Source organism: Rahnella inusitata, assembly GCF_003263515.1.
Lineage (GTDB): Bacteria > Pseudomonadota > Gammaproteobacteria > Enterobacterales > Enterobacteriaceae > Rahnella > Rahnella inusitata.
The window spans coordinates 46,801-59,976 of sequence record NZ_JYDE01000012.1 but is presented as its reverse complement, the minus strand read 5'-3'; the positions used below and the strand labels follow the sequence as shown (position 1 = coordinate 59,976).

General features: G+C 57.4%; 10 protein-coding genes. 4 read left to right on the top strand and 6 right to left on the bottom strand.

All coding sequences use genetic code 11. From position 1 onward, the window contains the following. Positions 1-15 precede the first annotated feature (15 nt). Genes lsrB through lsrA form a run of 4 tightly spaced genes read right to left on the bottom strand, consistent with a single transcriptional unit; the run spans position 16 to position 4,691 of the window. Positions 16-1,032 carry an autoinducer 2 ABC transporter substrate-binding protein LsrB gene (lsrB, locus tag TU92_RS07265; RefSeq protein ID WP_112165719.1) on the bottom strand — a complete coding sequence of 339 codons (1,017 nt, stop codon included), beginning with the start codon at positions 1,030-1,032 and terminating at the stop codon, positions 16-18. A gap of 13 nt (positions 1,033-1,045) precedes the next feature. Further along, positions 1,046-2,068 (bottom strand): autoinducer 2 ABC transporter permease LsrD, encoded by a 1,023-nt coding sequence (gene lsrD, locus TU92_RS07260; RefSeq protein WP_112165718.1) that lies wholly within the window; start codon positions 2,066-2,068, stop codon positions 1,046-1,048. Then, complete coding sequence (lsrC, locus tag TU92_RS07255) at positions 2,068-3,144, bottom strand: autoinducer 2 ABC transporter permease LsrC (RefSeq protein ID WP_112165716.1); 1,077 nt, start codon at positions 3,142-3,144, stop codon at positions 2,068-2,070. Before lsrC ends, lsrD begins: the two co-directional genes overlap by 1 nt. Continuing rightward, positions 3,138-4,691, bottom strand: coding sequence for an autoinducer 2 ABC transporter ATP-binding protein LsrA (gene lsrA, locus TU92_RS07250; RefSeq protein ID WP_112165713.1), 1,554 nt, complete (start codon positions 4,689-4,691; stop codon positions 3,138-3,140). The genes lsrC and lsrA overlap by 7 nt, the downstream gene beginning before the upstream one ends. Positions 4,692-4,922: 231 nt before the next feature. Here lsrA and lsrR point away from each other — a divergent pair, with 231 nt between their 5' ends. Together lsrR and lsrK are read left to right on the top strand one after the other, a co-directional pair. Beyond that, positions 4,923-5,909 carry a transcriptional regulator LsrR gene (gene lsrR / locus TU92_RS07245; protein ID WP_112165711.1) on the top strand — a complete coding sequence of 329 codons (987 nt, stop codon included), beginning with the start codon at positions 4,923-4,925 and terminating at the stop codon, positions 5,907-5,909. A 70-nt stretch (positions 5,910-5,979) separates the two neighbouring features. Next, a complete protein-coding gene (gene lsrK / locus TU92_RS07240; RefSeq protein WP_167457471.1) occupies positions 5,980-7,572 on the top strand; it encodes an autoinducer-2 kinase in 1,593 nt (530 codons plus the stop codon). A 137-nt stretch (positions 7,573-7,709) separates the two neighbouring features. Here lsrK and kdgT read toward each other — a convergent pair whose 3' ends face one another. Together kdgT and fsa are read right to left on the bottom strand one after the other, a co-directional pair. Next, positions 7,710-8,705 carry a 2-keto-3-deoxygluconate transporter gene (gene kdgT / locus TU92_RS07235; RefSeq protein WP_112165778.1) on the bottom strand — a complete coding sequence of 332 codons (996 nt, stop codon included), beginning with the start codon at positions 8,703-8,705 and terminating at the stop codon, positions 7,710-7,712. Between the two features lie 271 nt (positions 8,706-8,976). Then, a complete protein-coding gene (gene fsa, locus TU92_RS07230; protein WP_112165709.1) occupies positions 8,977-9,642 on the bottom strand; it encodes a fructose-6-phosphate aldolase in 666 nt (221 codons plus the stop codon). Positions 9,643-9,786: 144 nt separating this feature from the next. Here fsa and TU92_RS07225 point away from each other — a divergent pair, with 144 nt between their 5' ends. Continuing rightward, positions 9,787-10,686, top strand: a complete 900-nt coding sequence (locus tag TU92_RS07225) for a glycyl-radical enzyme activating protein (protein ID WP_112165707.1) — start codon at positions 9,787-9,789, stop codon at positions 10,684-10,686. A gap of 5 nt (positions 10,687-10,691) precedes the next feature. Continuing rightward, complete coding sequence (locus TU92_RS07220) at positions 10,692-13,124, top strand: formate C-acetyltransferase/glycerol dehydratase family glycyl radical enzyme (protein WP_112165705.1); 2,433 nt, start codon at positions 10,692-10,694, stop codon at positions 13,122-13,124. Positions 13,125-13,176 lie beyond the last annotated feature (52 nt).

Here is a 13,176-nt window from a genome sequence, read left to right as displayed (position 1 = left end):
CGAAAACCGTTATCGTCAGAAATCGTATTTACCGATGTTGTCTTTGGTGAAGACCACGCGTTCCGGCAGCAGAACAATGCCGTTACCTTTGGCCTCGTACTGGTAGCCCTGCATGCTGTTCGGTACCACTTCAACCGTCCCGACGTCCGGCACATCCAGTTTGTCACCCACGTTCAGGTCACCTTTTTTCAATAACTGATCGGCGACATATACCGAAATCTTGCCCTGACTGACGACGTCCCACAGGCCGAACTGTTTGACCGTGCCGCGCTCGACGTAAGGCCGCATCACGTTTGGCGTGCTGAAGCCGACAATGGTCACGTCTTTACGTTTGAGGTTTTCCGCCGCCTGCGCCGCTGCCGGTAAAGCGTTGGCGTCCGGCGCGATAATCGCATCCAGGTCGCCATAAGATTTCAGGATCCCTTCGGCGGTTTGCAGGGATTTGGTGGCGTCGTTATAGCCGTACTGCGTGGTCACAATTTCCCATCCCGGATGCTCTTTGGCGATTTTAGATTTCGCCTCTTTTACCCACTGGTTCTGATCCGTCACTGTCGGGCTGGAATAGAAGAATGCGACTTTGGCTTTCTCTTTTTTAACCTGACTGGCGGTCATATCCACCAGCATCGAGCCGAGCTGCTGCGGCGTGCCCTGATTGATGTAAATCGAGCGGCACTCCGGCTTGGTATCGGAATCCCAGGTCAGCACTTTCACGCCGCGCTGCATGGCCCGTTTCAGTGCCGGACAAAGGCCGTCCGGTGAAACGGCTGCAACGACAATCGCGTTGTAGCCCTGATTGACGAAGTTATTGATCATCTGCACCTGACCGGACACGCTCGGTTCGGTCGGGCCGTCGTAGGTAACATCGACGCCCAACGCTTTGCCCGCCGCCGTCGCCCCGTTGCCGCCGCTGGTGAAGTATCCGACGCCGACCAGTTTTGGAATAAAGGCGATGCGTTCAGCAGCCTGCGCACTCAGGCAGGCGAGGCTGACGGCACTGGCGATCAGCATGGTTTTCAGCATTTTCGTTTTCATCTTGCACCCCGGTTCATTTGGATAATAAAGAAGGAGAAGACGCAGACCAGCGCTGGCGGTAACGCTGGAAAACACTGCGGATAAGACCCCGGTTAAGGCTGGCAGAGCGGCCAATTACCACCAGAATCAGCAGCGCACCGGACAGCGCGCTGGAAACCTGACTGGAAACGCCGACCATCTGCAGGCCCTGTTGTAAGTAGCCGATCAGCAGCGTCGCCAGCGCCGTGCCGAGAATGGAACCCGAACCGCCGTAGATATTCGCGCCACCGAGCACCACGGCAGTGATCGCAGGCATCAGCAGCGCATTGCCGAGATCGGAACGCGCCGAGCCGAAATAAGAGGTCATCAGGATTGCCGCTACCGCCGACGCCAGCCCGGTCATGCCGTACAACGCAAAGACTGTCCGGCTGACCGGCAGCGCACCGTAGCGCGCCACACGGGCGTTCTGGCCGATGAGAAACACGTTGCGCCCGGTGCGACTGCGGTGCATCAGCAGCCAGAAAAACAGCGTGGCGGCGAGGAAAATCAACAGCGGCATCGGCAGGCCGAGCACCACCTGATTGGCAAAATTGGTGAAGGCATCCGGGAAATTACCGATGCCTTCAAAGCCGGTCGCGCCCGCCAGCCCGGAGAGCAGCAAGGCGCTGCCACCGAACAGGTACAGCGTGCCGAGCGTTATCACCAGCGGATTGACGCCGGTATAGAGGATCAGCGCCGCGTTGAGTAAACCGCAGGCGGCGCCGAGTGCCAGCGTGAGAGCTATCGCCAGCGCCAGCGGCACACCGGCCTGACACAAGACGCCGAGTGCTATGGCGCACAGGCCGATGGTTGAGCCGAAGGAAATGTCGATCCCACCGCTGACAATCACCAGCGTCAGCGGCAGTGCCACAATGCCGATAGTGATGAAATCACTGGTGCTGAACAGCAGCGTATTGGCATCGAGCATTCTTGGATTTACGAAGCCAAACAGCAGAATCTCCAGTATCAGCAACGCCAGCAGCGCCGCCTCCCAGCCATACTGTTGAAGAATTTTCATCACGCCACCCCGCCTTTTTTGCCGGTGCTTAACCGGCGTGTGAGATGCTTTTGCTGACCGGGTTTACGCTCAGCAGGCTTTTTCTGTTCGGGCTGACTGGCAGAGAGGAAGCGGGCGTATTTCTGGCGGCGCAGGTTTTTCTGTAACGCCTGCCGCAACCTGCCGTCGAATACCAGCACCGCCAGCAACACCAGTCCGGCGATAAAATCGTTCCACCAGGCGGGCAGCCTGAGCAGCACCAGCACGCTGTCGATTTGGGTGAGGAAATACGCGCCGAGCACCGCACCGAGAATCGAACCGGTGCCGCCGAGCAGGCTGATCCCGCCCAGCACGCAGGCGGCGATGGCTTTCATTTCCAGCCCGCTGCCGGTCTGATTGGGCACAAAGCCGATTTGCGCGGCGAAGACGATACCGGCGATCGCCGCCATCATGCCGTTAATGCCAAATGCCAGAATGCGCACGCGGTTAACCGCCACGCCAAGCTGCCGCGCGCCCTGTAAGTTGTCGCCGACGGCGTAGAAACTGCGGCCAAACGCGGTGCGGCTGAGCATCCACAACATCGCGCCCAGCAGTACGATAACTCCCCAGCCCAGCGCAGAAATGCCGAGGAATACCGGCTCGGACAACGATTTCAGCCCCGCCGGTAAACCTTCAATCCATTTGCCGCCGGTCATCAGCAGCATCAGCCCGCGATATAACCCGAGCGTACCGAGCGTCGCGACTATCGCCGGAATGCGTAACCACGCGACCAGTACGCCGTTGAACAATCCGGCCAGCAGCCCGGTCCCCAGCGTGATGACGCAGGCCAGCGCCAGATTCATACCGCCGTTAAGCAACACGCCAAGCGTGACAGCGCACAAGCCGGTGATCGAGCCTACTGATACGTCAATATTGCGGGTCAACATGACCAGCGTCGCGCCCATCGCCAGCAGCATCAGGATCTGCGCGCTGCCGAAAATCATGCTCAGCGTCTGGAAGCTGAACGACTGCCGGTCCATCACGCCGAGCAACGCAAACAGCGCGATAATGGCCATCAGCGCGGTCAGTTCACGGTTGTTTTGTATCCGCTTTAGCATGAGGATCCTCCGGTGGCGGCAGTCTGGGGATGGTTACCAAAAGCGATGTGCATAATGTTGTTGACGTTTATCTCGCTGCCCTGCAATTCGCCGCTCATTTCGCCCTGATGCATGACGAATACGCGATCGGCCAGCGCCTCAATTTCATCCAGATCGGAAGAAATCAGGATCACCGCGACGTTCTGTTCAACCACGTTGCGCAGCAGCTGATAGATATCGGCGCGGGCTGAGACGTCCACGCCGCGCGTCGGCTCATCGACGATCAGCACCGCAGGCTGCGCTTCCAGGCATTTGGCGATCAACAGCTTCTGCTGATTGCCGCCGGACAGCGTGCGGGCGGTTTGTGAACCGTCGCGGTACTTAATCCCCAGCGCGCGGTGATAACGTTCGAGCACCGCCGCTTCGCGTTTGAGGTTGAGCCACCAGCTCTGACGGTTAAAGGTCAGCGAGGTGGTATTCCAGCTTAGCGGTGCATCGAGATACAAGCCGGATGCCTGCCGGTCCTCCGGCAGATACACCAGCCCCTTTTGCAGGCGTTGCAACGTATTCAGCCCACTGATGTCCTGCTGCATCAGACGCACCTGACCGCTTTTTGCCTCGCGCAGGCCGTACAGCGTTTCTGCCAGTTCGGTTCGACCTGCCCCGACAACGCCTGCCAGCCCGACGATTTCCCCGGCGCGGGCGCTAAACGAAATATCGATGAAGCCTTCTCCGGTGAGATTTTCTACCTGCAAGACCGGTTCGCGCCCTTTGACATTGCGCCGTTGACCAGGCAAATCCAGCCACAGCTTTTGTTCGGCGGGCAGCGCCAAGTCCTGCGTATGCGGCGTGATGGCGCGGATCAGCGCATCGTTATCGAGTTCAGCCAGCGTGCCGCTGAGGGCAATTTTTCCGTCGCGCATCACGCTGACCCGGTCGGCAATCGCGCGGATTTCCGGCAGCTTGTGGGAGATAAACACCACGCCGACGCCTTTCGCGGTGAGATGACGAACCTGCGTAAACAGGCGGGCGGATTCGGCGGGCGTCAGGGAGGCGGTCGGTTCATCAAGGATCAACAAACGTGCGTCGCGCATCAGACCGCGCAGGATTTCCACCAGCTGCTGATCAGCCACCTCCAGCGTTCCAGCCAGCGCGCCGAGCGGAAGATTGCAGCCCAGGCCGGTCAGCGTTTCGATCAGTTTTTTCTCGCTGGCCTGACGGGCGGGTAAACGGAACAGGATATTTTCACGTACGGTCAGGCTCGGAAACAGCATCGGCTCCTGCGGCACCAGATAAATGCCCGCCTGATGCGCTTTCGCCGGTGTTAGCCCCGACAGCGGTGCACCGCCGAGCTGCATTTCGCCGCAGTCAGCGGTTTCTACACCGGCGATGATTTTCATCAGCGTGGATTTCCCTGCCCCGTTCCCACCCAACAGCGCGTGAACTTCCCCGGCGTGCAGACTGAAACCGATATCTTTCAGTACCGCCACGCCGGAAAAGCTTTTGCTGAGGCCGCTGACCTGTAACAGCAACGTGGTTGAGGCTAAGACCTGTTCTGGCTGCTGCATACATCACCCTCAGACCGGATACATTAAATGAACAAATGTATTTATTGTTTAACAATGTTCATAAACCTAGTCTGCGGCGGGCAGGAAAACTTTTGCATCGATCACAGTTTGTTCAACTCATATACTCTGCGATATGATTCAGGCGGCAATCATTCAGGATTTGCCAGACACATCACAGTTAACAACATTTTGTTAACGAACAATTGATCTACATTTTGATAAGTGTTCACTATGACTTCTGAGAATGGCAAGAAAACGAACCTGTCCGATTTGACTAACCATCTGGAATTCAGCATGGGTGAAGAGGAACTGCTGGCGCGCACCGCGTGGTTCTATTACCACGACGGCCTGACCCAGAATGAGATTGGTGAACGGCTCGGGCTGACGCGGCTGAAAGTATCGCGCCTGCTGGAGAAAGGCCGTCAGTCGGGCGTGATCCGCGTGCAAATCAACTCGCGTTTTGAGGGATGTTTGTCGCTGGAAAACACCCTGCTGGAACGTTTTGGTTTACAGCAGATCCGCGTGCTGCCGCAGCTGGCCGACGGTTCGCTGAGCGCACGTCTGGGCGTTGGCGCGGCGCATATGCTGATGACGTTGCTCAAACCGGAACAGCTGCTGGCGGTAGGTTTTGGTGAAACAGCGATGAGTACGCTTCAACACCTGAGCGGTTTTATCTCTTCACAGCAGATCCGCATGGTCACGTTGTCCGGCGGCGTCGGGCCTTACATGACCGGCATCGGCCAGCTCGACGCGGCCTGTGGTGTGAGCATTATTCCGGCACCGTTGCGTGCGTCTTCGGCCAGCGTCGCGGCGATTTTTCGACAAGAGCGTAACGTCCACGACGTGATGCTCGCGGCCTGCGCCGCCGATATCGCAGTGGTCGGCATCGGTTCGCTGAATCAGAAACAGGAAGCAACGATTTTACGCTCCGGTTACATCAGCGAAGGTGAGCAACTGCTCTTTGGCCGCAAGGGCGCGGTCGGCGACATTCTTGGATTCTTTATGCAGCGCAATGGCGAGCTGGCGGAAAATATGGCGATCCACGATGAGCTCATCGCCGTCGCGCCCGATGAACTGGCCAGTATCCCGACCGTACTCGGCGTGGCGGGCGGCGTCGAAAAAGCCGAGGCGATTGTCGCGGCGCTGAAAGGTAAACGCATTAACGCACTGGTTACTGAAGAGAGCACAGCAAGAGCCATGCTGGCGCTGCTCGGCTGACCCGCAGGGTTTATGGGGTGTGGCGGTCAGGTAACAGGTGCCCGATAAACCGGCACGAGAGAAACTGGCGATGACCTCAACCCTGAACTCTGACGACGATCGTAGCTATTTAATGGCGCTGGACGCCGGCACCGGCAGCGTCCGCGCGGTGATTTTCAATCTCGAAGGCGAGCAAATCGCCGCCGGACAGGCCGAGTGGATCCATCTGGCCGTGCCGGATGTGCCCGGCTCGATGGAATTCGATCTGCAAAAAAACTGGCAGCTGGCCTGTCAGTGCATCCGCCAGGCGCTGCACGAAGCGCACCTCCCCGCCTCCGCCATCCGCGCCGTGGCCGCCTGTTCCATGCGCGAAGGCATCGTCCTTTATGACAAATCCGGTGAACCGATCTGGGCCTGCGCCAACGTCGATGCCCGCGCCAGCCGTGAAGTTTCTGAACTGAAAGAAATCCATGATTTTCAGTTTGAGCGCGAAGTGTATGAATGCTCAGGGCAGACGCTGGCGCTGAGCGCCATGCCTCGCCTGCTGTGGCTGGCGCACCATCGCCCGGATATTTACCGCCAGGCGGCGACGGTCACGATGATCAGTGACTGGCTGGCCTATAAGCTCAGCGGCGAGCTGGCCGTGGATCCTTCCAATGCGGGCACCACCGGCATGCTGGATTTGGCCACGCGCAACTGGCGGCCAGAGCTGCTGGACATGGCCGGTCTGCGCGCCGACATGCTTTCGCCGGTGGCAGAAACCGGGACGCGTCTCGGATACGTCACCGCCAGCGCGGCGGAGGGCTGCGGGCTGCGGGCCGGCACGCCGGTCGGCATGGGCGGCGGCGATGCCCAGCTCGGCACGCTCGGCCTCGGGCTGGTACGCCCCGGACAGACGGCGGTGCTCGGCGGCACTTTCTGGCAGCAGATCGTCAATCTGCCCGCGCCGATCACTGACCCTGAAATGAATATCCGCGTCAATCCGCACGTCATCCCCGGTATGGCGCAGGCAGAATCCATTAGTTTCTTCACCGGCCTGACCATGCGCTGGTTCCGCGATGCGTTCTGCACCGAGGAGAAAACCCTCGCTCAGCGACTTGGCGTCGATACCTACAGCCTGCTGGAAGACATGGCCGCGCGCGTACCGGTCGGTTCCTGGGGCGTTACGCCAGTGTTCTCCGACGCCATGCATTTCAAAAACTGGTATCACGCCGCACCGTCATTCATCAATCTCTCCATCGACCCTGAAAAATGCAACAAACCGACGCTGTTCCGCGCGCTGGAAGAAAACGCCGCCATCGTTTCGGCCTGCAATCTGGACATGATCGCCAGCTTCTCCGGCATTCGCGCCAAATCGCTGGTGTTCTCCGGCGGGGGTTCGAAAGGCAAGTTGTGGTGTCAGATTTTGAGTGACGTCACCGGCGTGCCGGTCAACGTGCCGGTAGTGAAAGAAGCCACGGCGTTAGGCTGCGCGATTGCGGCGGGAGTCGCAGCGGGCGTGTATTCGTCACTCGCCGAAACGGGTGAAGCACTGGTGCGCTGGGAGCGGGAGTATCAGCCTGTGGCGGCAAACCATGAACTGTATCTTGCGCAGAAGGCTAACTGGCAGGCGGTGTATGCTGACCAGCTGGGGCTGGTGGACAGGCATCTGACGACGTCTATGTGGAAGGCTCCGGGGTTGTGATGCGGACTGGGCATCGGCGGCTTTTTTCTTTAGAAAGGTGATACAGCGCGACCAAAAATCTTGCTGAGCGCAGCGGCCTTAAGACCAGGGGCTGCGGCACTGCGTGAAGGTAATGCGCAGCAGCCCCTGTAAAACAATCATTTAATATTCGCCACCACATCCATCGCGACTTTCCCTTTGATTGCCTTGTTTTTCACTCTCCGTGACCACATCGCAGTCAGTATCGGAACTAATATCGAGGTGACGATAACCGATGTGGCGACCAGTGCCGTCGCTGCCGGAGCCACCGCTTTAAACTGTGGCACCATCTCGGCGATCAGTACCGGAGTAGCGACCGCAGCGCCCGCAGAGCTTGAAGCCGCAATACCCGCCGTACCGTCACCGCCGCCGATGAATTTATCGGCCAGAATTAACGGAATACCGGTCAGGATAATCACTGAAACGCCCAGCAACACACCCAGCAGGCCGGTTTGTGCGATAACCGTCAGGTTGATGGTGTTGCCGAGCGCAAAGGCGAAGAACGGGATCAGCGTTTGTACCGCTTTGCTGAAGAATTCACGCAGTTCAGGATCCAGATTCCCTAAGCCAAAACCGATCAGGAACGGCAGCACCGCGCCGACGAAAACGTGCGGTTCGAAAGAGGCAATACCGGCGGTGCCGAGGATAATCATGGTCATCAGCGGGCCGGATTCCAGAGACATCAGCACGAAAGCGCCCGCCTCTTCTTTGGTGCCATATTGTTGCATCACCGAGGCGTACAGCCCGCCGTTAGTCATGTCCATCGACGCGACCAGCGCCAGAACTGACAGCCCGGCAAAGAAGCCGAACTCGACGCCGTTTTCCGGCATGAAGCGCGATGCCACCGCCGCCACAATCCACGCCACGGCAATTTTGGTCACCACCAGCGTGCCGGATTTACGCAGCACCGTCCCGGTCGCGCTCAGTTTGATCGACGCACCCATGCAGAAGAACCATACCGCCAGAATCGGCACGGTGCCGGTGATCAGACCGTTAGTGAATGAACCGAAATATTTACCTGAGTCCGGGGCAAACGTATGGCACAGCGCACCGATGAAGAGAGGAACTAACATCATCCCGCCAGGGATTTTTTCTATCGCTCGTTTAATGTGCATATTTTCCACCTGATGTAAAAGTAACGTGTTACCGAATGCCGCTACGTTATCCATTCCTCAGGCTTATAAAAGTGACGCCAATCATAAAATGAAACGATGTTTCTATTTTTTAGATCAGGAGTTTTATTAATTTATCGCGTCAATAATTAATTTCGGCGCGAAATCACATTTTAGGATTATTAGTACGAAAATTCTTAACCCTCAGAAACAAAAAACCCGCAACAGTCGCCTGTGCGGGTGGAGGTAAATGTAAAAGGGAAGCGAAGAAAGATCAGCTGAGCGTGGTCGTGCCGAATGCCTGACGCCAGTCGGCATCGAACTTCTCTACCGCAGACTGCACGGCGGGCGTGTTAAGCAGCTGTTCAGCAATCTCTACCGGCAAGGTGATCGACTGGCAGCCTGCCAGCAGACAATCGATCGCCTGACGTGGCGTTCTGAAACTCGCCGCCAGCACTTTTGACTGCGGCGCGTGCAGGCTGAGCAGCGTCTGTAATTCCTTCACCATCGCAATGCCGTCGCCGCCCTGCGCGTCCAGACGGTTAACGTATGGTGCAACATATTCCGCACCGGCCAGCGCCGATAATAAACCCTGACCTGCGCCATAAACCGCGGTGCCGAGGGTCGGAATATTCATGCCTTTCAGCTTTTTAATCGCCGCCAAACCTTCGCTGGTCACCGGAATTTTTACCACCAGACCAGAAACCCGCTGCGACAACAACAGCGCTTCAGCAACCATCTGTTCGGCGTCGGATGCCATCACCTGAGCAAATAATTTTCCGGTGCCGCCAAGGGCATCACGCAGCGCAGGCAACACATCCCACAGCGATTTCCCTTCTTTCGCCACGATGCTCGGATTGGTGGTCACACCCTGCAACGGCAAAATGCGTGAAAGACGTTTAACCGCAATGACATCGGCAGTATCGAGATACAACTCCATAACTCTCTCCTTGAAACCTGTGAGCGAATGCAAAGTTCACAGATTGTACGCCAGCAAGCGCAGGGTTTGTTGATCACTGTCAAATCACTTTCGAATGAAAGTAAATAGATTGTGAATGAATAGATTAGCAACGGGAGTGTCGGTATGATTTTCAACGTGCAGCGTTATTCCACCCATGATGGTCCGGGGATCCGCACGGTGGTGTTTCTCAAAGGCTGTTCACTGAGCTGTACGTGGTGTCAGAACCCTGAAAGCCGCTCGGCCAGACCCGATGTGCTGTTCGATTCCCGCCTTTGCAGCGCCGGTTGCCAGCACTGTGCGCAGGCGTTTCCCCACGCAGTGACGTTGGCAGACGGAGGCATTCAGATCCATCGTGAACACTTTCTGGTCAGTGATTTATGCCAGCTGGAACAGGTTTGCCCGGCCGGTGCGCTGAGCGCGTGCGGTGAAGAAACCGATATCGATGCCCTGATGAAGCAAATCCTGCGCGACAAGCCGTTTTATCAACGCACCGGCGGTGGCGTAACGCTCTCCGGCGGTGAGCCTTTTATGCAGCCACAAACGGCGCTGACGCTGCTGCAACGCTGTCGTCAGGAAGGTTTGCACACGGCGGTGGAAAGCTGTCTGCATGTGCCGTGGAAGTACATTGAGCCTTCGCTCGGTGCGCTGGATTTGCTGCTGGCGGATTTAAAACATGTCGACGATGCGCCGTTCAACCGCCTGACCGGCGGGTCGGCGAAACGGGTGCTGGATAATTTTCGTCGGCTGGCTGCAGCCGGGCAAAAGATCGTCGTCCGCGTCCCGCTGATCCCTGATTTCAACGCCGACCGGGCATCAGTCCGCCAGATAGTTGATTTCGCCGCTGACGAAACGGGCTGCGAAGCGATTCACTTTTTGCCCTATCACACCCTCGGCATTAACAAATATGTCCTGCTCGGACAACCTTATCTGGCGCCACGCCAGCCGTTAAATGACCCCGATCTGTTGACGTTCGCCCAGGAATACGCCGCCGGAAAAGGGCTTTGTGTACAGTTAAGAGGATAAAAATAATGACCCAGCTGAATCTGAATACCCTTGCCAGCCGTATCCGCGCGCACAAAGAAGCGCTGATCCACATCGTCAAACCGCCGGTGTGTACCGAACGCGCACTGCATTACACGCAGGTTTATCAGCAACATGCCGATAAACCGCTGGCAGTACGCCGCGCCCTGGCGCTGGCCGAACATCTGCGCCAGCGCACTATCTGGATCAAACACGACGAGCTGATTGTCGGCAATCAGGCCAGCGAAGTGCGCGCCGCGCCGATTTTCCCTGAATACACCGTCGGCTGGATCGAGAGCGAAATCGATGCGCTGGCCGACCGTCCGGGCGCGGGTTTTGCGGTCAGCGAAGCTAATAAAAAAATTCTGCACGACATCTGCCCATGGTGGCGCGGCCAGACGGTGCAGGACCGCTGCTATGGGATGTTTACCGACGAACAGAAAGCGCTGCTCGACAGCGGCATCGTCAAAGCCGAAGGCAATATGACCTCCGGCGACGCCCATCTGGCAGTGAATTTCCCCCTGCTGCTGGAACTGGGGCTGGAGGGATTGCGCCACAAAGTCGATGAGCGTCGCAGCCGTATTAACCTGACCGACTGGGAGGACTTGCACAAAGAGCAATTGCTGAAAGCCATTGATATCACGCTGGCGGCGGTGAGCGACCACATTGCACGCTTTGCCGCGCTGGCGCGGGACATGGCGGAAACGGAAACGCGGGAAAGCCGTCGCGCCGAACTGCTGACTATTGCCGCCAACTGCGACATCATCGCCCATCAGCCGCCGAAGAATTTCTGGCAGGCGTTACAACTGTGCTACTTCATCCAGCTGATTTTGCAGATCGAGTCCAACGGCCACTCCGTTTCCTTCGGGCGTATGGACCAATATTTGTATCCGTTCTACCGCCGCGACGTCGAGCTTGAGCAAACGCTTGAACGTTGTCAGGCGATCGAGCTGCTGCAAAGCTGTTGGCTAAAATTGCTGGAGGTGAACAAGATCCGCTCCGGCACGCATTCGAAAGCATCGGCGGGCAGCCCGCTGTATCAGAATGTCACCATCGGCGGCCAGATTCTGCATCACGGCGTGGCGGCAGATGCAGTGAATCCACTTTCTTACGCGGTGCTGGAATCCTGCGGGCAGCTGCGTTCCACCCAACCGAATCTGAGCGTGCGTTATCACGCAGGAATGAGCGCCGATTTCCTCGACGCCTGTGTGCAGGTGATCCGCTGTGGTTTCGGGATGCCTGCGTTCAACAACGATGAAATCGTCATTCCTGAGTTCATCAAACTGGGTGTCGAAAAAGAAGATGCCTACGATTACGCCGCCATCGGTTGTATCGAAACGGCAGTCGGTGGCAAATGGGGTTACCGCTGCACCGGCATGAGTTTCATCAACTTCGCCCGAGTGATGCTGGCGGCCCTGGAACAGGGTCAGGATGCGAAAAGTCGCACCTGTTTCCTGCCCCAAGGGCGCGGTTTATCGCAGAATAATTTCGAGAATTTCGAACAGGTCTTCGCACAGTGGGATGATCAAATCCGCTATTACACGCGGAAATCTATCGAAATTGAGTGCGTGGTCGATACGGTGCTGGAGGAAAACGCGCAGGATATTCTGTGTTCGGCGCTGGTGGATGATTGTATCGAGCGCGGTAAAACCATCAAGCAAGGGGGTGCGAAGTACGACTGGGTGTCAGGTTTGCAGGTCGGGATCGCCAATCTGGGCAACAGTCTGGCGGCGGTCAAAAAACTGGTATTCGACCAGGGTACGATTGGTCAGAAGGAACTGGCAGATGCACTGGCGTCTGATTACGCGGGGCTGGACGGAGAACGTCTGCGTCAGCGTTTGATTAACGGTGCAGAAAAATACGGCAACGATCATGACGATGTCGATCAACTGCTGGTGCGCGCCTATCAGTGTTATATCGACGAGTTGGCCAATTATCACAACACCCGTTTCGGACGCGGCCCGATTGGCGGCACCTATTATGCGGGCACGTCATCGATTTCCGCCAACGTGCCGTTTGGGGCGGGCACAACGGCCACGCCGGACGGCAGAAAAGCGTACACTCCGCTGGCAGAAGGCGCCAGCCCGGCGTCCGGCACCGATCATCTGGGGCCGACGGCAGTGTTTAACTCTCTGGGTAAGCTCCCGACGGAAGCGATACTCGGGGGCGTGCTGCTGAATCAGAAACTCAATCCGGCATCGCTGGAAAATGAAACGGACCGTCAGACGCTGATGCTGATGTTGCGGACATTCTTTGAGGAGCATCGTGGCTGGCACGTTCAGTACAATATCGTTTCCCGCGAGACGTTGCTCAACGCGCGGGAAGAGCCGCAAAACTACCGCGATCTGGTGGTGCGCGTGGCCGGTTACTCTGCGTTCTTTACGGCTTTATCCCCTGAGGCTCAGGATGATATTATCGCCCGCACTGAACATACGCTTTAATGTTCAGATCAGATTTTAACTTTACCGGGGCGGCTGCGGCCGTCCGTATTTT